The sequence below is a fragment of the Croceicoccus ponticola genome (assembly GCF_004004515.1).
In the GTDB taxonomy this organism is placed as follows: domain Bacteria; phylum Pseudomonadota; class Alphaproteobacteria; order Sphingomonadales; family Sphingomonadaceae; genus Croceicoccus; species Croceicoccus ponticola.
Genome location: NZ_RXOL01000002.1, coordinates 304,131 through 322,668, shown reverse-complemented (window position 1 = coordinate 322,668; position 18,538 = coordinate 304,131). Strand labels below are relative to the sequence as shown.

Annotated in this window: 17 protein-coding genes; 15 read left to right on the top strand and 2 right to left on the bottom strand. The window is 63.4% G+C overall.

The window, feature by feature from the left end; all coding sequences use genetic code 11:
* The first annotated feature begins 25 nt into the window (after positions 1 to 25).
* From EKN06_RS07590 to EKN06_RS07535, 12 genes are all read left to right on the top strand, one after another.
* On the top strand, positions 26 to 1,096 hold the full coding sequence (locus EKN06_RS07590; RefSeq protein WP_127612286.1) for an ArsR/SmtB family transcription factor: 1,071 nt from the start codon (positions 26 to 28) through the stop codon (positions 1,094 to 1,096).
* Positions 1,093 to 2,013: a methylenetetrahydrofolate reductase gene (gene metF, locus EKN06_RS07585; protein WP_127612285.1), complete on the top strand. Its 921-nt coding sequence runs from the start codon at positions 1,093 to 1,095 to the stop codon at positions 2,011 to 2,013. Before EKN06_RS07590 ends, metF begins: the two co-directional genes overlap by 4 nt.
* Positions 2,010 to 3,086: a homocysteine S-methyltransferase family protein gene (locus EKN06_RS07580; protein WP_127612284.1), complete on the top strand. Its 1,077-nt coding sequence runs from the start codon at positions 2,010 to 2,012 to the stop codon at positions 3,084 to 3,086. Before metF ends, EKN06_RS07580 begins: the two co-directional genes overlap by 4 nt.
* The gene (gene metH, locus EKN06_RS07575) at positions 3,086 to 5,734 is read left to right on the top strand and encodes a methionine synthase (protein WP_127612283.1); all 2,649 of its coding nucleotides are present in this window, start codon (positions 3,086 to 3,088) and stop codon (positions 5,732 to 5,734) included. Before EKN06_RS07580 ends, metH begins: the two co-directional genes overlap by 1 nt.
* 77 nt (positions 5,735 to 5,811) lie before the next feature.
* Complete coding sequence (locus EKN06_RS07570; protein ID WP_127612282.1) at positions 5,812 to 6,555, top strand: YebC/PmpR family DNA-binding transcriptional regulator; 744 nt, start codon at positions 5,812 to 5,814, stop codon at positions 6,553 to 6,555.
* 25 nt (positions 6,556 to 6,580) lie between these two features.
* Positions 6,581 to 6,931, top strand: coding sequence for a DUF3147 family protein (locus EKN06_RS07565; protein ID WP_127612281.1), 351 nt, complete (start codon positions 6,581 to 6,583; stop codon positions 6,929 to 6,931).
* A gap of 31 nt (positions 6,932 to 6,962) precedes the next feature.
* Positions 6,963 to 7,439, top strand: coding sequence for a crossover junction endodeoxyribonuclease RuvC (gene ruvC, locus EKN06_RS07560; RefSeq protein WP_127612280.1), 477 nt, complete (start codon positions 6,963 to 6,965; stop codon positions 7,437 to 7,439).
* Positions 7,429 to 7,932, top strand: coding sequence for a nucleoside deaminase (locus EKN06_RS07555; RefSeq protein ID WP_240654665.1), 504 nt, complete (start codon positions 7,429 to 7,431; stop codon positions 7,930 to 7,932). The genes ruvC and EKN06_RS07555 overlap by 11 nt, the downstream gene beginning before the upstream one ends.
* Before the next feature lie 68 nt (positions 7,933 to 8,000).
* Entirely contained in the window at positions 8,001 to 8,609 is a 609-nt protein-coding gene (ruvA, locus tag EKN06_RS07550; protein WP_127612279.1) for a Holliday junction branch migration protein RuvA, read from the top strand.
* A 62-nt stretch (positions 8,610 to 8,671) separates the two neighbouring features.
* Entirely contained in the window at positions 8,672 to 9,073 is a 402-nt protein-coding gene (locus EKN06_RS07545; RefSeq protein ID WP_127612278.1) for a hypothetical protein, read from the top strand.
* Positions 9,070 to 10,116, top strand: a complete 1,047-nt coding sequence (gene ruvB / locus EKN06_RS07540; protein ID WP_127612277.1) for a Holliday junction branch migration DNA helicase RuvB — start codon at positions 9,070 to 9,072, stop codon at positions 10,114 to 10,116. The genes EKN06_RS07545 and ruvB overlap by 4 nt, the downstream gene beginning before the upstream one ends.
* 169 nt (positions 10,117 to 10,285) lie before the next feature.
* Positions 10,286 to 11,719 (top strand): helicase HerA domain-containing protein, encoded by a 1,434-nt coding sequence (locus EKN06_RS07535; protein ID WP_127612276.1) that lies wholly within the window; start codon positions 10,286 to 10,288, stop codon positions 11,717 to 11,719.
* A gap of 130 nt (positions 11,720 to 11,849) precedes the next feature.
* On the opposite strand, the gene acnA is transcribed toward EKN06_RS07535, so the two are convergent.
* Positions 11,850 to 14,531 (bottom strand): aconitate hydratase AcnA, encoded by a 2,682-nt coding sequence (gene acnA, locus EKN06_RS07530; protein ID WP_127612275.1) that lies wholly within the window; start codon positions 14,529 to 14,531, stop codon positions 11,850 to 11,852.
* Positions 14,532 to 14,772: 241 nt separating this feature from the next.
* On the opposite strand from acnA, the gene EKN06_RS07525 reads away from it, so the two are divergent.
* Genes EKN06_RS07525 through EKN06_RS07515 form a run of 3 tightly spaced genes read left to right on the top strand, consistent with a single transcriptional unit; the run spans position 14,773 to position 17,870 of the window.
* Positions 14,773 to 15,219: a MarR family winged helix-turn-helix transcriptional regulator gene (locus tag EKN06_RS07525; protein ID WP_127612274.1), complete on the top strand. Its 447-nt coding sequence runs from the start codon at positions 14,773 to 14,775 to the stop codon at positions 15,217 to 15,219.
* Complete coding sequence (locus EKN06_RS07520) at positions 15,212 to 16,276, top strand: HlyD family secretion protein (RefSeq protein WP_127612273.1); 1,065 nt, start codon at positions 15,212 to 15,214, stop codon at positions 16,274 to 16,276. Before EKN06_RS07525 ends, EKN06_RS07520 begins: the two co-directional genes overlap by 8 nt.
* Positions 16,269 to 17,870, top strand: a complete 1,602-nt coding sequence (locus EKN06_RS07515) for a DHA2 family efflux MFS transporter permease subunit (protein WP_127612272.1) — start codon at positions 16,269 to 16,271, stop codon at positions 17,868 to 17,870. The genes EKN06_RS07520 and EKN06_RS07515 overlap by 8 nt, the downstream gene beginning before the upstream one ends.
* An 18-nt stretch (positions 17,871 to 17,888) precedes the next feature.
* Here the strand turns inward: EKN06_RS07515 and EKN06_RS07510 are convergent, their stop codons facing one another.
* On the bottom strand, positions 17,889 to 18,368 hold the full coding sequence (locus EKN06_RS07510; RefSeq protein WP_127612271.1) for a flavin reductase family protein: 480 nt from the start codon (positions 18,366 to 18,368) through the stop codon (positions 17,889 to 17,891).
* Positions 18,369 to 18,538 lie beyond the last annotated feature (170 nt).

Sequence of the window (18,538 nt, the reverse complement as noted above, 5' to 3'; positions counted from 1 at the left end):
AAGATTTCTTTATATGCTTCCCTCGATGAACGTCCACGATCTCATCAGCGCGCTTGACGATCCGACGCGGCTCCGGCTGCTGCGCCTGCTTGCGCGCATGGAACTGGCCGTGGGCGAACTGGCCGAAGTGCTGGACCAGAGCCAGCCGCGCATTTCGCGCCATGTCCGCATCCTGACCGAAGCGGGACTGATCGAAAAGCGCAAGGAAGGCAGCTGGGTTTTCCTGAGTGCTGCCGGACACGATGGTAATGGCCAAGATGGCGGGAGCATCGTCGCGCGGGCCGAAGCGCTGCTGGCGGCCGCCGAAGCGGAGGACGCGGCCTTTGCCGCAACCTGCGGCGCGGACCGTGCCCGGCTAGCCGCGATCCGCGCGGCGCGCGAGGACATCGCCGAAAAATATTTCGCCCGCCATGCCGACGAATGGGATGCCCTGCGCAGTCTGCACAGCCCCGACGGAGCGGTGGAGGCGGAGCTGACCCGACTGTTGGGTGTCGCCGACGCACTTGACGATCCGGCCCCGCCCACGGGAATTCTGGGCCGCCTGCTCGACATCGGCACCGGCACCGGGCGCATGGCGGAAATCTATGCGCCAAGCGCGGACCATGTCGCCGCCATCGACAAAAGTCCCGAAATGCTGCGCATCGCCCGCGCGCGGTTGCAGCACCTGCCCCCGGCGCGGCTGTCGCTGTTGCAGGGCGATTTCCTGAATCTTCCGTTCGATGCCGAATGTTTCGACACCGTGCTGTTCCATCAGGTCCTGCATTATGCCCAAGCGCCCGAACGCGCATTGGCCGAAGCCGCCCGCGTAACAAAGCCGGGCGGGCGGATCGCCATCGTCGATTTCGCTGCGCACTCGCGCGAAGACCTGCGCACCGAACAGGCGCATGCCCGCCTTGGCTTTACCGACGGGCAGATGCGCGCCCTGCTCGAAGAAGCCGGTTTTGCGCCGGGTCCCGACAGTTCGCTGTCGGGTTCCGAGTTGACCGTCCGCATCTGGACCGGCAAGCGCCCGGGCACGGTGCATCAACTTGCCGATCGCGGTGGCGACCGGACCGACACGACCAGAAAAGCCAGCCCCAGAAAAGCCAGCCAATGACCCAGACTCCATCTGTTGCCAGCGCCCTTGCGGGCGTGCCGTTGTTCGCCGACCTGCCCGGCGACGTGTCCGTCAGCTTCGAATTCTTTCCGCCGAAAAGCGAAAAGATGGAAGCGCAGTTGTGGGATGCAGTCGAGAAGCTGGCTCCGCTGAACCCGTCATTCGTGTCGGTCACATACGGCGCGGGCGGATCGACCCGCGAGCGCACCCACGCCACGGTCGAACGCATCATCCGCGAAGCACACCTGCCCGCCGCCGCGCACCTGACCTGCGTCGAAGCGAGCAAGGCCGAGATTCGCGCCGTCGCCGAACAATACTGGGAAGCGGGTGTGCGCCACATCGTCGCCCTGCGCGGCGATCCGACGACGGAGGGCGGAACATTCGTGCCCCATCCCGATGGCTACGCCAGCGCCGCCGAACTGGTCGCGGGACTGAAGGAAATCGCCCCGTTCGAAATCAGCGTCGCGGCCTATCCCGAAACCCATCCCGAAGCGACTTGCCCGCAGGCGGACATCGACAACCTGAAGCGCAAGATCGACGCCGGCGCCGACCGGGCGATCACGCAGTTCTTCTTTCGCCCCGAATGCTTTTTCGAATTTCGCGACAAGCTGGCCACGGCGGGCATCGACGCGCCGATCGTGCCGGGCATCCTGCCGGTGTCGAACGTGGCGCAGACCCGCAAGTTCGCCGCGATGTGCGGTTCGATCATACCCGACTGGATGGACCGCCTGTTCGAAGGGCTGGACGAACGGCCCGCCGCGCGCAAGCTGGTCGCCGCGACCATCGCCGCCGAGTTCTGCCGCACGCTTTATGCAGGCGGGGTGCGCGATTTCCACTTCTACACCCTCAATCGCGCGGACTTGTCCTATGCGATCTGCCACCTGCTCGGCGTTCGTCCGATCGGAGAGAAAGCATGACCCTGACACCTTCCACGGCACGCGCCGCGTTCGAAGCGGCGGCGGCCCAGCGCATCCTCATCACCGATGGCGCTTTCGGCACAGAGATCCAGACCAAAGGGCTGGTCGAGGCGGATTACGCGGGCGATCTTGGCCTGACGCACGATCAGAAGGGCAACAACGACATCCTCGCGCTGACGCGGCCCGATGTGCCCGAATCGATCCACCGCGCCTATTTCGAAGCCGGGGCGGACATCGCGGAGACCAACACCTTTTCCGCCAACCGCATCAGCCAGGCCGATTACGGAGCGGAACATCTGGTCGGCGACATCAACCGCCAATCGGCGGCGCTGGCCCGGCGCGTTGCGGATGAATTCGCGGCCAAAGACGCCGAAAATGGGATTATCAGGCCTCGCTTTGTCGCGGGTGCGATCGGGCCGACGAACAAGACGCTTTCGCTGTCGCCCGACGTCAACGATCCCGGCTATCGCGAGATCGATTTTGACTTCCTGACCGATGTCTATCTTGAACAGGCGGCCGCGCTGGTCGAAGGCGGGTCCGATTTCATTCTGATCGAAACGGTGTTCGACACGCTGAACGCCAAGGCCGGGATCATGGCGGTGAAGAAGCTGGAACAGCAGCTGGGCCGCGAAGTGCCGATCATGCTGTCGATGACGCTGACCGATCTTTCGGGCCGCAACCTTTCGGGCCACACGGTCGAGGCGTTCTGGTACGCGGTGCGCCACGCCAAGCCGCTGACCGTGGGGCTCAACTGTTCGTTCGGCGCGACTCAGCTTCGCCCGCACGTCAAATCGCTGTCGGCGATCGCCGATACATACATCATGATCTATCCCAATGCGGGCCTGCCCAACGAATTGGGCGAATACGACGAAATGCCGGACACCACCGCCGGGTTCGTCCACGAATGGGCCATAGCCGGCCAAGTGAATGTGCTGGGCGGTTGTTGCGGATCGAGCCCCGCGCACATCGCAGCGATGGCAAAGGCTGTCGAAAGCGTCGCGCCCCGCAAGCTGCCGCCCATCGAATGCAAGACCCGCCTTGCGGGCCTCGAACCCTTTATCATGGCCGCCTGATGACCCAGAATTCCACTATTGCCTCCGCCTCGTCGCGCTTCGTCAATATCGGCGAGCGGACGAACGTTACCGGGTCGGCCCGATTCAAGAAGCTGGTCATGGCAGGCGATTATCCCGCGGCCGTCGAAGTCGCGCGCCAGCAGGTCGAAAACGGCGCGCAGGTCATCGACGTCAACATGGACGAAGGTCTGCTCGACGCGGTCGAGGCGATGACCACGTTTCTGAAACTGATCGCGGCGGAACCTGACATCGCGCGCGTGCCGCTGATGATCGACAGTTCCAAGTGGGAGGTGATCGAAGCGGGGCTGAAGTGCGTTTCGGGCAAGCCCATCGTCAATTCCATCTCGATGAAGGAAGGCGAGGACGCGTTTCTCGACCAAGCGCGCAAGTGCATGAACTACGGCGCGGCCGTGGTCGTCATGGCCTTCGACGAAAAGGGTCAGGCCGACACCAAGGAACGCAAGGTCGCGATCTGCAAGCGCGCCTATGACCTTTTGACCGGCATCGGCTTTCCGCCTGAAGACATCATCTTCGACGCCAACGTGTTCGCGGTGGCAACCGGGATCGAGGAGCATGACCGCTACGCGCTTGATTTCATAGAGGCGGTGGCCGAACTGCGCACCCTTTGCCCCCATGCGCACTATTCCGGCGGGCTGTCGAACCTGTCTTTCAGCTTTCGCGGCAACGAAACCGTGCGCCGCGCGATGCACTCCGTGTTCCTGTACCACGCCATCCCGGCGGGTCTCGACATGGCGATCGTCAATGCCGGGCAGCTCGACGTCTACGACCAGATCGAACCGAAACTGCGCGAAGCGTGCGAGGACGTGATCCTGATGCGCGCCCCGCCCGAAGGCAGCGGTTTCGACACTGCCACCGAACGGCTGATCGCGCTGGCCGAAAGCTACAAGGGCGTATCGGTGGAGGCCGAGAAACAGGCGGCCGAGTGGCGTTCGTACCCGGTCGAAAAGCGGCTGGAGCACGCGCTGGTCAAAGGGATCGACGCCCACATCGTCGAAGATACCGAAGAGATGCGCGCCGCGACGTCGGAACGCGGCGGTCGCCCGATCGAGGTGATCGAAGGCCCGCTGATGGACGGCATGAACGTCGTCGGCGACCTGTTCGGCAGCGGCAAGATGTTCCTGCCGCAAGTGGTCAAATCCGCCCGCGTCATGAAAAAAGCGGTCGCGCACCTCATCCCCTATATCGAGGCGGAAAAGGAGCCGGGCGCAAAGGCCAAGGGCCGGATCATCATGGCGACCGTAAAGGGCGACGTGCACGATATCGGCAAGAACATCGTCGGCGTCGTGCTCCAGTGTAACGGGTACGAGGTCATCGACCTTGGCGTCATGGTGCCGTGGTCGAAAATTCTTGAATCGGCGAAAGAACACGATGCCGACATCATCGGCCTGTCGGGCCTGATCACGCCTTCGTTAGACGAAATGGTGACGGTGGCCGAAGAAATGCAGCGCGAGGGGATGACTATCCCGCTGCTGATCGGCGGCGCCACGACGAGCAAGGTGCACACCGCGCTGCGGATCGACCCGGCTTACGAGGGTCCGGTGATCTATGTGCTCGACGCAAGCCGCGCGGTCGGTGTCGCATCACAGCTTTTGTCAGATACGCAGCGCGACTCATTCGTCCTCAACACCGCCGACGATTACGAAAAAGTTCGCGTGACGCGCGCGAACAAGGGGCAGAGCGCCCTTTTGCCGCTGAACGAGGCGCGCGAGAACAGGTTCGTCGCCGACATGTCGCAAAAGGCCCCGCCTCCGGCGCATCCCGGCGTCCACGTGTTCGATGGCTGGGATCTTGCCGATCTGGTCGAAACGTTCGACTGGACGCCGTTTTTCCGCGCATGGGAACTGGCTGGGACTTATCCCGCCATCCTCGACGACGAGATCGTGGGCGAAAGCGCGCGCAACCTGTTCGTGGATGCCAAGGCGATGCTGGCAAAGATCGTCAGCGAAAAGTGGCTGACTGCCAAGGGCGTTGCGGGTTTCTGGCCGTGTCACCGCGATGGCGACGATGTCGTGTTGAACGCCCAAGATGCTGGGGAAACGCGCCTGACATTTTTGCGCCAGCAGGTGAAGAAGTCACGCGACCGTGCCAATTTCTGCCTGTCGGACTTCATCGATCCGGCGGGCGACTGGATCGGCGGGTTCGCCGTGTCAATCCACGGCATCGAACCGCACATCGCAAGGTTTCAGGCCGCGCACGACGATTATTCGGACATCCTGCTAAAGGCGCTGGCCGACCGTTTTGCCGAGGCATTCGCAGAACGCCTTCACGAACATGTTCGCAAGAACCTGTGGGGTTACGCGACTGGCGAGCAGCTAACCAATGAGGCGCTGATCCGTGAACAGTATCGCGGCATCCGCCCCGCCCCCGGCTATCCGGCGTGCCCTGACCACTCGCTCAAGCCCATATTGTTCGATCTTCTTTCCGCGCAGGACAATGCCGGGATCGTCCTTACCGAAAGCCATGCCATGTTGCCGACCGCAGCGGTGTCCGGCTTTTACTTTGCCCATCCCGACAGCCAGTATTTCGGAGTCGCTCGCATTGGCCGCGACCAGTTGGAAGATTACGCCGCGCGTCGCGGTGTCGACATTGCCGTTGCCGAACGCTGGCTGCGACCCAACCTAGACTGATGTTGCCCAACCCGCGCTGCCCGGTGTAAGGGCGCGCAAAGCCTTAGACATATCGTAAAAGACGAGGATCAGCGGCAATGGCCGGCCATTCCAAATTCAAGAACATCATGCATCGCAAGGGCGCGCAGGACAAGAAGCGCTCTGCCATGTTCTCCAAGCTTAGCCGCGAGCTTACGGTTGCGGCCAAGATGGGCACGCCAGATCCCGACATGAACCCGCGCCTGCGCCTGGCGGTCAACAACGCCAAGGCGCTGTCGATGCCCAAGGACAATATCCAGCGCGCGATCGACAAGGCGAGCGCCAACGAAGGCGACGATTACGAAGAGATCCGCTACGAAGGCTATGGCCCGGGTGGCGTCGCGCTCATCGTCGAAGCCTTGACCGACAACCGCAACCGCACCGCCACGAACTTGCGCACTGCCTTTGCCAAGAACGGCGGCAACCTTGGCGCATCGGGCGCGGTTTCGCATGGTTTCGAGCGGCTTGGCATGATCGAATATCCCGCCGCCATCGGTGACGAGGAAAAGGTGCTGGAAGCCGCGATCGAGGCCGGAGCCGACGACGTGGAATCGAGCGACGACGGCCATGTCATCTGGACCCAGATGGAAGCGCTGCACGAAGTCGCCACCGCGTTGGAAAAGGCGCTGGGCGAACCCGAAAGCGTAAAACTGGCGTGGAAGCCCAACATCACCGTCGATGTCGAGGAGGACAACGCGCAGACCCTGTTCAAGCTGGTCGACGTACTCGAAGACGATGACGACGTGCAGACCGTCTGGGGCAATTACGAAGTGTCCGACGAAATCATGGAAAAGCTCGGGTGATTTCGCACCGGACCGCGCACCGCTGATGTGGGCATGGGCGGCGAAGGCGCTGCTGGCCGGCGCCATGATCGCGGCCATTGCCGAACTGGGCCGCCGCCTGCCGACGTTTGCGGCGCTGGTCGCGTCACTGCCGCTTGTTTCGGTCTTGGGCATGATATTCCTGTGGCATGCGCGGCCCGATGCCGAAAACATGGCCCGGCATGGCGAAGCGACGTTCTGGTACGTCCTGCCCTCGCTGCCCATGTTCCTCGTGATCCCTGTCCTGTTGCGCCACGGCGTACCGTTCTGGCTTTCGCTGACGCTGGGCTGCCTGCTGACGGTCATCCTTTACGGACTGCTCCGGCTGGTCGCGCCGCGGTTCGGGCTTCCCATCTGATGCCTCTGGTCATCCTGATGGCTCACCGCCCGTGATCGTCCTGGGCCTCGATCCATCGCTGACCTGCACTGGCTGGGGCGTGATCCGGGTGGATGGCCCGCGCCTGTCGCATGTCGCCAACGGCCAGATCCAGACCCATGCCAAGGCCCCGCTGGCCGACCGGCTGCATCATTTGCACGACGCGGTGTTCGCGGTGCTGGGCGCCTATGCCCCCGATGTCGCGGCGGTGGAGGAAATCTTCGTCAACAAGAACCCGCAATCGACGCTGAAACTGGCGCAGGCGCGCGGCGCGGTGCTGGCGGCATGCGGGCGCGCGTCGCTGCCGGTGCATGAACACGCGGCCCGGCTGGTCAAGAAATCGGTCGTCGGCACCGGCGCGGCGGAAAAATCGCAGGTTCAGGCGATGCTGAAGATCCTGCTGCCGCTCGCAAAGGTAGAGGGCGCGGATGCGGCCGATGCGCTTGCGGTCGCAATCGCGCATGCCCATCTCGCCCCACATGGACGATAACCGCACCACAGACGAAGCATGGATGGCACGGGCCATCGAACTGGCCACCGAAACCAAGGGCACCAATCCCGCCGACACGCCAATCGCCGCGCTGGTGGTCCGGGACGGCAAGCTGGTCGCCAGCGGCGTCAACCAGACGGCGGAATGCTGCGATGCCACCGCCCATGCCGAAATCGTCGCCCTGCGCGCGGCGGGTAAGGCGGCGGGAGAGATGCGGATTGAGGGCGCGACGCTCTACTCCACCCTGCAACCGTGCGGGATGTGCACGATGGCATCGATCTGGGCCGGAATTTCGCGCGTGGTTTATGGGGCCGGACGCGACGACGTGCATTCCATGTATTTCGAAGACCGGCATCTTTCGACGCTCGATTTCATCGTCGATGCCTACAAACAGAACCTGACGCTGACCGGCGGGGTCCGCGCGGACGAATGCGCGCCGCTTTATTTCCGGCCGTGGGACGATGTGCCCGAAAAGATGCAGGCCAACGATTAAGGGGAAAACCCTGCGCCTGCGGCCACTGGGCGTTCCCTTATCGTTCCGCCCGCGCTAGCATCGCGCGCATGATCGCCAAACTTTCCGGCAGACTGGATGAAACCGGGTCCGACTGGGCCATAATCGACGTCGGCGGCGTCGGTTATCTCGTCCATTGCAGCGCCCGCACGCTGACCGCGCTGGGCGAGAGAGGGGAGGCGTGCACGCTCTTTACCGACCTTCAGGTTTCGGAAAACGACATGCGCCTGATCGGCTTTGCCAGCGGTGCGGAACGCGACTGGTTCCGCCTGTTGACCGGGGTTCAGGGCGTTGGATCGAAAGTTGCGCTCGCCATCTTGTCCGCCCTTTCGACCGAAGAACTGCAGCGCGCCTGCGCCGGCAGCGACGCCAAACAGGTGTCGCGCGCCAATGGCGTCGGTCCGAAACTTGCGGCGCGCATCGTCAACGAACTGAAGGACAAGGCCGGCGGCCTGCCGACCGGACCCGGCGGCATGGGCGGCGTATACACGATCAGCCCTCCGGGAAGCGCGAGCGCGGATGCCGTATCGGCGCTCGAAAACCTCGGCTTCAAACCCGCCGTGGCAGCAGCGGCAGTCGCCCATGCGCAAGGCGAACTGGGTGAGGACGCGGACCTCAACACGCTGGTGCGCGTGGCGTTGAAGAGGGCGGCAGGGTGATGGTTGATCCCAAGGTTACGAGGATGCTCGAATATGTCGCGAGCTGCGATCAGCCGGACAAGTTGCGGGCGATCGCCAAAAACGCACGAGCCATGAACGAAGACGAGCTATTTCGCGCGGCCAAGCTCAAGCTATTTGCGATTTTGCCTGCAGAGGAGCAAGGCACGCTCGCGCACGCGGTGTGGCAGTCGATCCATGCGCTCGAAGATGCTCTTTCGGAAGAGCGCGGGAAGACGATCCGGCTATCCAGAACGCGGCAAAAGATCGGGCGCGTGGGGGAGCGGGAATGCGTTGCCGATCTCGTTATGGGCAAGGAATCGGACGGTTTCAAATTGCTGCTGGAGCGCCGGATGCTCCACCTGTCCTTTGAAGCCTTGGCGCTCGGCTTCGCCGACCAGTTCAATGCCGAGGTTCTGGTTCACGCTCGAGAGCGGCTGGCTGCGCATTCATACGTTCCCCAATGACAGATAACCCCATCCTCACCCCCGACCGTCAGCCGGAAGATCCGGACGCCGCGTTGCGTCCCAAATCGCTGGCCGAGTTCGTCGGGCAGGAAGCGGCGCGCGACAATTTGCGGGTTTTCATCGACGCGGCGCGCGCGCGGAAAGAAGCGATGGACCATGTCCTGTTCTTCGGACCGCCGGGATTGGGCAAAACGACGCTGGCGCAGATCGTGGCCAAGGAACTGGGCGTCGGGTTTCGCGCGACCAGCGGGCCGGTCATCGCCAAATCGGGCGATCTTGCCGCTTTGCTGACCAACCTTGAATCGGGCGATGTCCTTTTCATCGACGAAATTCACCGGCTGAATCCGGTGGTGGAGGAAATCCTTTATCCCGCGATGGAGGATCGCGCGCTCGATCTCATCATCGGCGAAGGCCCGGCGGCGCGGTCGGTGCGCATCGACCTGCCCCCGTTCACGCTCGTCGGCGCGACGACGCGGCAGGGGTTGCTGACGACACCGCTGCGCGATCGGTTCGGCATCCCGGTGCGGCTGAATTTCTACACGGTCGAGGAGCTGGAGCACGTCGTCACGCGCGCCGCGCGGCTGCTGGGGCTGGCGATCGAACCGGCCGGCGCGACCGAAATTGCCCGCCGTGCGCGCGGCACCCCGCGTGTCGCGGGTCGGCTGTTGCGCCGGGTGCGTGATTTTGCCGATGTTGCGGGATCGGCCACGGTTTCTCGCGCGCTGGCCGACGATGCGCTGACCCGGCTGGAAGTCGATTCGCTCGGCCTCGACGCGATGGACCGGCGTTATCTCCACATGATCGCCGACATCTACAAGGGCGGGCCGGTCGGGGTGGAGACGCTGGCCGCGGGCCTTTCGGAACCACGCGACACGATCGAGGAAGTGATCGAACCCTTCCTGATCCAGCTCGGCCTCGTCGCGCGCACGGCACGGGGCCGCTGCCTCAACGACCGGGCATGGCAGCATATCGGGATGACCCCACCGGAAACCCCGCCAGAAGCGCGTCCCTTGCAAGGCGGCCTGTTCGCCGAAGAGGAGTAGCGTCGCGGCTGGCCAAAGGTCGGCCCGGTCGCGTGTGCGCCCCGTTCGCCTCCCTGCCTCTGTCCCGATGCGCCGAACAGCCTCCCCATCTACGCCATCATGCTCGCAACCGGGGAAACCGGGCGATGGGCGCATGGCCGCAAGCCCATTGGCAGGGTAACGAGGAGGCGTGAAAGCCGAGATCGTCATTGGCGATGAGCAGGGCCGCCCCGTACTCATCGATATCGAAGAGCTGCTTGCCACGCGCCTTTTGGTGCAGGGCAATTCCGGCTCCGGCAAGTCGCACCTGCTGCGCCGGTTGCTTGAGGAAAGCGCGGGCATGGTGCAGCAGATCATCATCGATCCCGAAGGCGATTTCGTCAGCCTTGCGGATGTCTTCAGCCATATCGTCGTCGATGCCGCATCCTATTCGCAGGGCGAGCTTGAGGCTTTGGCCGCGCGCGTGCGCGAACATCGCGCGTCGGTCGTGCTGGCGCTTGAAGGGTTGGAGGTCGAACAGCAGATCAAGGCCTGTGCCGTCTTTCTGAACGCGCTGTTCGATGCGCCGCGCGAACATTGGTACCCGGCGCTGGTCGTGGTGGACGAAGCACAGATGTTCGCCCCTGCCGCAGCGGGCGAGATGGCGGAAGATACACGGCGCATGACGTTGTCGGCGATGACCAACCTGATGTGCCGGGGCCGCAAGCGTGGGTTGGCCGGGATCGTGGCGACTCAGCGGCTGGCGAAGCTGGCCAAGAACGTGGCGGCCGAAGCGTCGAATTTCCTGATGGGGCGAACCTTTCTCGACATCGACATGATCCGCGCCGCCGACCTGTTGGGGATGGAGCGGCGACAGGCTGAACGGATCCGCGACCTTGAACGCGGGCGTTTCGTCGGGCTGGGCCCTGCGATCAGCCGCCGTCCCGTAACGGTGAAGATCGGATCGGTGCGTACCGGCAGCAAGGGTTCGGTGTCGGGCCTGACCCCCCTGCCCGATGGTCCGAAGGAAGACATGGCGGCGCTGTTGAACGATGCGTTGACGCAGGAAGTCGCCGCGCGCACGCCCGCCCCGCCGCCGCGCCCCGCTGCGCCCGATGTGCAGGCCTTGGGTCAGGCGATCGCCGCGCGGTCCGAAGCCCCGGCGGCCCAGCGTGCCGCGCCGGTCGATGCCACGGCCACGGTCGCCGCCGTAATGGCCGAAATGACGCGCGATCCCGACAGCCCGTTCCAGACGGCAAGCGCCCTTTACCAATCGTTCCTGGCTCATTGCCGGGCACGCGGAGCACATATCCCACCGCTCGACATGATCGCGTTCCGCCGCGAATTCGCGATGGCGCTGGCCGGGCTTGATCGGCTGCCGGATCATGACAGGGCGCGGCTGATGGCGATTGGCGAGGGGATTGCGGACGATCTGTTAGGGCCGTTCCTGGTCATAGCGCGATCCGCGCTCGAAGGACGGGATGCCCCCGACGACGGCGAACTGGCCCGCGCCTATGGGACAAGCTCGCCGGGCCGAGTGCGCCGGTTACTCGACCATTTCGAGCGTGAGGGTTTGATCGTGGTGCGCGAGATCTTTGGCGGCGTGCGCAAGATCACGGTACCCGCGCTCGAAATCGCGGCCTGACCCGCGACGACGGGGTCCCCGCAGCCAACCGTCCAAAATTGAAGCAACTGAACGACAAACGACCGGCACCCGCCCTGCCGGAAGCAGGGCCGATGCCGGTCGCAAGTTCATGCCATCGCTATGGCTGCGATCAGGCGGCGGCTAGGTTGCGCAGCACGTACTGCAGGATGCCGCCGTTGTTGTAGTACTCGAGCTCGTTGGCGGTATCGATGCGGCACAGCGCCTGGAAGCTGAAGGTCGAGCCGTCCTTGCGAGTGACTTCGACTGTAACGTCCTGCTGCGGCCGGAGGCTGGCGACGCCGCGGATCGTGAAGCTGTCGTCGCCGATCAGGCCAAGGCTGGCGCGCGTGTCACCGTCCTTGAACTGCATCGGCAAAACGCCCATCCCGACGAGGTTCGAACGGTGGATACGTTCGAAGCTTTCCACCAGTACGGCGCGCACGCCCAGCAGGATCGTGCCCTTTGCCGCCCAGTCGCGCGACGAGCCCGTGCCGTATTCCTTGCCCGCGACGACGATCAGCGGCGTGCCATCGGCCTTGTGCTTCATGGCCGCGTCATAGATCGCCATCTGTTCGCCGTTATAAACGGTTTCGCCGCCTTCGACGCCCGGAACCATCTCGTTCTTGATGCGGATATTGGCGAACGTGCCGCGCATCATGACTTCGTGGTTGCCACGGCGCGAGCCGTAGGAGTTGAAGTCCGCCTTCGCGACCTGATGCTCCAGAAGGTAACGGCCCGCCGGGCTGTCTTCCTTGATCGAACCTGCCGGCGAAATGTGATCGGTCGTGACCGAATCGCCAAGGATGGCGAGCGGCTTGGCCTCGATGATGTCGGAGATCGGCACCGGCGTCATCGTCATGCCTTCGAAGTAAGGCGGGTTCGCGACGTAGGTCGAAGTCGGGTTCCAGGTGTAGGTGTCAGATCCTTCGACGCTAATCGCCTGCCAATGCTCGTCGCCCTTGTACACGTCGGCATAGCGGGTCTGGAACATTTCGCGGCTGATCGATGCGGCCATCACGTCGGCGACTTCCTGGTTGGTGGGCCAGATGTCGCGCAGGTAAACGTCTGTGCCGTCGCGGCCCTTGCCGATCGGGGTCGTGGTGATGTCCTCTGTCACCGTACCCTTGAGCGCATAGGCGACCACGAGCGGCGGCGAGGCGAGGAAGTTGGCGCGCACGTCAGGTGACACGCGGCCTTCGAAGTTGCGGTTGCCCGAAAGGACGGAAGCGGCGACGATATCGTTGCCGTTGATCGCCTTCGAGATCGGTTCCGCCAGAGGGCCCGAATTGCCGATGCAGGTAGTGCAACCATAGCCGACGAGATCGAAGCCGAGCGCGTCGAGGTGCGTTTGAAGTCCTGCCTTGTTCAGATAGTCGGTGACGACCTGCGATCCGGGTGCGAGCGAAGTCTTCACCCACGGCTTGGGCGTCAGACCCTTTTCGTGCGCCTTTTTCGCGACGAGTCCGGCGGCAACCAGAACGCCGGGGTTCGACGTGTTGGTGCAGCTAGTGATCGCGGCGATGACGACGTCGCCGTCACCGATGTCGAAATCCTTGCCGTCCACGGCGACGCGCTGGGCAGCGGCCTTCTTGTATGTCGCTTGAAGGTCGTTGTTGAACAGTTCGTCCACCTGATCGAGCGCGACCTTGTCCTGCGGGCGCTTCGGACCTGCAAGCGAGGGGACGACCGTGCCCATGTCGAGCGACAGGGTGTCGGTAAAGATCGGATCGGTCGTAGCGGCATCGAACCACATGCCCTGTTCGCGAGCATAGGCTTCGACCAGCGCAATCTGGTCTTCTTCGCGACCGGTCAGGCGCATGTAGTCCAGCGTCTTGTCGTCGATGCCGAAGAAGCCACAGGTGGCGCCGTATTCCGGGGCCATGTTGGCGATCGTCGCGCGGTCGGCCAGCGTCAGGCTGGCAAGGCCGGGGCCGTAGAATTCCACGAACCGCCCGACGACGCCCTTGGCACGCAGCATCTGGACGCAGGTCAGCACCAGATCGGTTGCGGTAATGCCCTCGGCCATTTCGCCGGTCAGCTTGAAGCCGACGACTTCGGGGATCAGCATCGAAACCGGCTGTCCCAGCATCGCGGCCTCTGCCTCGATCCCGCCGACGCCCCAGCCCAATACGCCGAGGCCGTTGATCATCGTGGTGTGCGAATCGGTGCCGACGCAGGTGTCGGGATAAGCGATGGCCGCCCCGCTCTCATCGTTCGAGGTCCACACCGCCTGTGCGATGTTTTCGAGGTTCACCTGATGGCAGATGCCGGTGCCCGGGGGGACGGCGTAGAAGTTGTTGAGGCTTTTCGCGCCCCATTTCAGGAAGTCGTAACGTTCCGCGTTGCGCTGGTATTCCAGTTCGACGTTCTTTTCGAAAGCCTTGGGGTGGCCGAATTCGTCGACCATGACCGAGTGATCGATCACGAGGTTCACGGGAACCTGCGGGTTGATCTTCTGCGTGTCGCCGCCAAGCTTGGCGATAGCGTCGCGCATCGCGGCAAGATCGACCACGCAAGGGACGCCGGTGAAATCCTGAAGCAGGACGCGAGCCGGGCGATACTGGATTTCCTGATGCGGGCCGCGCGGGTTGTTCTGCCAGTCGACGATGGCCTTGGCGTCGGCAGAGGAGACGGTGAAGCCATCATCCTCGAACCGGAGCATGTTTTCGAGCAGCACCTTGAGCGAGAACGGCAATCGGCTGACGTCGCCGAGCTTTTCGCTGGCTTTCTTGAGCGAGTAGTAGGCGTATTCCTTGCCACCCACGGTCATTGTCGAACGGGTGCCGAGCGTGTCCTTGCCGACTGCTGTCATGCCATCATTCCCCTTGGCTGTCATGCGCGGCCGGCGTTGCTGGTCTGCCGATTCGTGCCGCGGCGTGTTGCAATTGCTAACGTGGTCGCGCGATGCGCGGGAATGCGCGCCACGTCAAGGCGGCCAAACGTCGAAACGAGCGTCGGAACGGCTCAATTCCGTCGCCGGCTGCGAATTTGCAAATGCGCCCCGATCTTTTTTCACCTTGCCTATAATAAGCATAGTTATTATGTCCGCCTGCATGGACAATAATTTCGCTTATCTGGCCACCGATATCGGCCGGCTTTTCCGCAAACGGCTGGATTGTGCCGCGCGCCCGATCGGCGTGACCGGCGCGCAGCTTCGCGTGCTGTTGTATCTCGATCGGAAACCGGGCGCCAACCAAGTGACGCTTGCCAGCTTTCTTGAGGTGGAGCCGATCACCGCCGGCCGGATGATCGATCGCATGGTCGCCGCCGAACTGGTCGAGCGTCGGGCCGACCCCGAAGACCGTCGCGCGTGGCTACTGTTTGCGACCGCCAAGGGCGACGAGCTGCTCGCGCGGATGGGCGGACAAGTCGAAGACATGCTGGACCTCGCGCTTGATGGGCTGAGCGTCGATGAGCGGAATGCGCTGATCAGCTTGCTCGATCGTGTACGCTGCAACCTTTTGATGGAACCGGAAACGGTAGAGGCGAGACATGGCTGAGGCCGATCCCGTGACCATGCCCCGCGCAGATACGCAAATCGACACCCCGGCACCCGCACGATCCGGCTGGAAGCGCGGGCTGCTGATGTTCGGCGTGCCGCTGCTGCTCTTGTTGGGCGGCTTGTGGTACTGGTTCGGCAGCCCGGGCCAAGTGGCGACCGACAACGCCTATCTCAAGCTCGATATCGTTTCGGTGGCGAGCGAGGTTCCGGGCAAGATCGTCAAGGTCAACGTCCGCGAAAACCAGGTCGTGAAAAAGGGCGATATCCTGTTCGAGATCGACCCGACCAGCTATGGCGTTGCCATCGCTCAGGCCGATGCGCAGATCGCCAGCGCACAGGCGCGGATCACCTCGCTCAACGCCGAGGTCGCCGCAACCGCCGCCGATCTTGCCGGGGCAAGGGACGACCTAGCGCTGGCGCAGGCCAACTATCGCCGTGAAAAGGAACTGATGGACCGTGGGTTCAACACTCGCGCCCGGATGGATGCCGCCACGCACGCCGTTGCCAGCGCGCGCGACCAACTCGCTTCGCTTCAGGCCGAAGTGGAAAAGGCCAAGGCGCAACTGGCCACGGGCGCGCAGGTCCCCGGCGTCAATCCCGAAGTCGCCGCCGGACGCGCCGCGCGCGAAAAGGCGCAACTCGACCTTGAACGCACCGTCGTGCGCGCGCCCGTTGCGGGCCGCGTGACACAGGTTTCGCGACTTCAGGTCGGCCAGTCGGCCATGGCAGCGCTGCCGATGGTTTCCATCGTGCAGGATCGCGGCGCGCGGGTCGAAGCGAACTTCAAGGAAACCGACCTTGCGCAAATGCGCCCCGGGCAAGCAGCCGAGATCCGCATAGACGCCTATCCCGACCTCAGGCTGAAGGGGCATGTCGACAGCATCGGTTCGGGCACCGGATCGGAATTCTCGGTTCTGCCAGCACAGAACGCGACCGGGAACTGGGTGAAGATCACGCAGCGCGTGCCCGTGCGGATCAGCATCGATTCGCAATCGGATCGCCCCTTGATTTCCGGGCTGTCCGCCGACGTGACGGTTTTCACCGACGATGAGTGACGCCGCCGTCGCAGGTGGCGTGCCAGACCCCGCAGCCGAGCGTGAAACGGCGCCGGCTCTCGCCGACGGACCGCGCATAAAGACGCGTAATCGACCGCTGCTTATTGCCGGAGCGATGACCGCGATGGTGATGCAGGTGTTAGACACCACCATCGCCAATGTCGCTTTGCCGCACATGCAGGCTTCGCTTTCGGCGACGACGGATACGATCACGTGGGTATTAACGAGCTACGTGCTCGCCACCGCAATCGCGCTCCCATCGGCAGGGTGGCTGGTTACGCGTTTCGGCATCAGGACCGTCTTCACCAGTTCGGTCGCGGCGTTCGTCATCGCTTCGGTGTTGTGCGGCTTGGCCCAGAACATGACGCAGATGGTGCTGTTCCGCGTGATCCAAGGCATGGGCGGTGCATTCCTTGCCCCGCTTGCCCAGACGGTGATGCTCGACGCCAGTTCCGAAGAAGAGCGGCCACGGATGATGATCATATTCAGCCAGGGCATCCTGCTCGGACCGATCATGGGTCCGGTGCTCGGCGGCTACATCACCGAAAGCGCAAGCTGGCGCTGGATATTCCTGATCAACGTGCCCGTCGGCATCATCGCCGGGCTGATCCTGTTCACGCTCCTGCCCAACCGCAAGGGCGTGACGAAGAAGTTCGATTTCGCCGGGTGGGCGCTTCTGGCAACCGCAGTGGCATCCTTTCAGCTCATGCTCGATCGCGGGCAGCAGCTGGACTGGTTCAATTCGGCAGAGATCGTCGTCTATTCCGTCCTTTCCATGGCGACGTTCTGGATGGCGGTGGTGCATCTGGTGACCAAGGAGCATGCGCTGTTCCCGCGACAGATGTTCGCCGATCTCAACCTTGTCGTCTGCATCATCCTGAACTTCATGTTCGGCATGGTGGCCCTGGCGGTGATGGCGTTGTTGCCCAGTTTGTTGCAGCAGATCTACGGTTATCCCGCGATCGACGCGGGTTGGCTGATGACCCCGCGCGGGCTCGGCATGCTCATTTCGGTGACCGTGATCGGCAAGCCGATCAGCAAACTCGAACCAAGACTTTCCGTGGCGATCGGGCTGATCATCATGGGCGTGTCGTTATGGATGATGAAGGGCTGGACCCCGGACATGCCGGTAGAAAGCATTGTCTTGGCGGGACTGGTTCAGGGTTTCGGATTCAGCTTTGTCTTTATGCCGCTGAACATCCTCGCCTTTGCCACCCTGCCCGGCGAATACCGCACTGATGCGTCAAGCCTGATGAACCTGTTGCGCAACCTTGGCAGCTCGATCGGCATCGCGGTCTGCACCGTGCTCTTGTCGCGCAACATCCAGATCAACCACGCCGAACTGGCCGCGCGGATCACGCATAGCTCTTTCCCGGTCGACACCGACAGGCTTCAGGGCCTCGGCGGCCTTGGCGAAGGAGCGCTGCGCGTGATCGACGGCATGGTCACCGAACAGGCGGCGATGATCGCCTACCTCAACGACTTCTGGTTCATGGCGTTGGCCTGCTGGGCCACGATCCCGCTGCTGCTGCTGGTTCGGCCGGGCAAGAAGAAGCCCGTCGCCAATGACGCCCCGGCCGATATCCCGCATTGAGGAACCAGGGTTGGAACTTCAAAGCGCGACGGAGGAATGATAGCCGCCGCGATGGAACAACAGCGGCGCATCGCCCCCGCACAAGTCCAGCGCCTCGACCCGCCCGACGACCAGCCAGTGATCGCCGATATCCTCGATCCGTTCGATGGCGCAGTCGATCCATGCCAGCGCTTCGTCGAACACGGGCTGTCCCGACGGGCTCGTCCCATGCGATAGATCGAGGAACTTGTCCGGGTTTTTGGAAGCGAACCGCTGGCACAGGGCGAGCTGGTCCGATCCCAGCACATTGACGCAGAAACGTCCTGCGCGCTCGATGCCGGGAAACGTGCTCGACCCTTTGTCGGGAAAGAAACCGACCAGCGGAGGGTCGAGCGAAATCGACGTGAACGAACCGACGACCATGCCGGTGCGAACACCATCATCGTCAACGGCGGTAATCAGGCAGACGCCGGTGGGATAGGCGCCGAGGACGGTGCGGTAACGGGCAGGTTCGATCATGCCGCCGGTCCTGCCTTTTCGGATCGCCCCGGTCAATGCTCAGGATCGGGCCTTGGGGATCGCGCTTTAGGATCGGAACCCAAACTTGCCCAGGCGCATCACGTGTCGACCGCGAATTCAGCATCACGAAAGCCAACCCCGTACAAAGTCCGGGTGAAACTCCCGGTCGC

Excerpts from the sequence above, each read along its gene's own strand:
- EKN06_RS07590 (WP_127612286.1), top strand. The coding sequence starts at position 26 with ATGAACGTCCACGATCTCATCAGCGCGCTTGACGATCCGACGCGGCTC.
- metF (WP_127612285.1), top strand. The coding sequence starts at position 1,093 with ATGACCCAGACTCCATCTGTTGCCAGCGCCCTTGCGGGCGTGCCGTTG.
- EKN06_RS07580 (WP_127612284.1), top strand. The coding sequence starts at position 2,010 with ATGACCCTGACACCTTCCACGGCACGCGCCGCGTTCGAAGCGGCGGCG.
- metH (WP_127612283.1), top strand. The coding sequence starts at position 3,086 with ATGACCCAGAATTCCACTATTGCCTCCGCCTCGTCGCGCTTCGTCAAT.
- EKN06_RS07570 (WP_127612282.1), top strand. The coding sequence starts at position 5,812 with ATGGCCGGCCATTCCAAATTCAAGAACATCATGCATCGCAAGGGCGCG.
- EKN06_RS07565 (WP_127612281.1), top strand. The coding sequence starts at position 6,581 with ATGTGGGCATGGGCGGCGAAGGCGCTGCTGGCCGGCGCCATGATCGCG.
- EKN06_RS07555 (WP_240654665.1), top strand. The coding sequence starts at position 7,429 with ATGGACGATAACCGCACCACAGACGAAGCATGGATGGCACGGGCCATC.
- ruvA (WP_127612279.1), top strand. The coding sequence starts at position 8,001 with ATGATCGCCAAACTTTCCGGCAGACTGGATGAAACCGGGTCCGACTGG.
- ruvB (WP_127612277.1), top strand. The coding sequence starts at position 9,070 with ATGACAGATAACCCCATCCTCACCCCCGACCGTCAGCCGGAAGATCCG.
- acnA (WP_127612275.1), bottom strand. The coding sequence starts at position 14,531 with ATGACAGCAGTCGGCAAGGACACGCTCGGCACCCGTTCGACAATGACC.
- EKN06_RS07525 (WP_127612274.1), top strand. The coding sequence starts at position 14,773 with ATGGACAATAATTTCGCTTATCTGGCCACCGATATCGGCCGGCTTTTC.
- EKN06_RS07520 (WP_127612273.1), top strand. The coding sequence starts at position 15,212 with ATGGCTGAGGCCGATCCCGTGACCATGCCCCGCGCAGATACGCAAATC.
- EKN06_RS07515 (WP_127612272.1), top strand. The coding sequence starts at position 16,269 with ATGAGTGACGCCGCCGTCGCAGGTGGCGTGCCAGACCCCGCAGCCGAG.
- EKN06_RS07510 (WP_127612271.1), bottom strand. The coding sequence starts at position 18,368 with ATGATCGAACCTGCCCGTTACCGCACCGTCCTCGGCGCCTATCCCACC.